Here is a 450-nt window from a genome sequence, read left to right on the forward strand (position 1 = left end):
TTTTAACACCGATAAAAAAGTTTTTATCATAGCAGAACTTAGTGCAAATCACGCAGGAAGTCTTGAAATGGCACTTCAAAGCATAAAAGCTGCTAAAAAGGCAGGTGCTGATGCGATAAAAATTCAAACCTATACCCCCAACAGCCTTACTTTAGATAGCGACAAAGAAGATTTTATCATCCAAGGAGGACTTTGGGACAAAAGAAAACTTTATGAGCTTTATGAAAGTGCAAAAACCCCTTATGAATGGCATTCTCAAATCTTTGAAACCGCACAAAATGAAGGCATACTTTGTTTTTCAAGTCCCTTTGCTAAAGAAGATGTAGAATTTCTTAAACGCTTTGATCCTATAGCCTATAAAATCGCTTCTTTTGAAGCCAATGATGAAAATTTCGTACGTTTAATCGCCAAAGAAAAAAAACCTACTATCGTTTCAACGGGCATTGCTAC

1 protein-coding gene is annotated in these 450 nt (G+C 36.0%); it reads left to right on the plus strand.

Annotation, left to right across the window (positions count from 1 at the left end; translation table 11 throughout):
• Window positions 1-450: N-acetylneuraminate synthase family protein (locus KJR01_RS09795; protein ID WP_214119053.1), on the plus strand; the 450-nt coding region annotated here is incomplete at both ends.

Source organism: Campylobacter sp. 2018MI10 (assembly GCF_018501175.1).
In the GTDB taxonomy this organism is placed as follows: domain Bacteria; phylum Campylobacterota; class Campylobacteria; order Campylobacterales; family Campylobacteraceae; genus Campylobacter_E.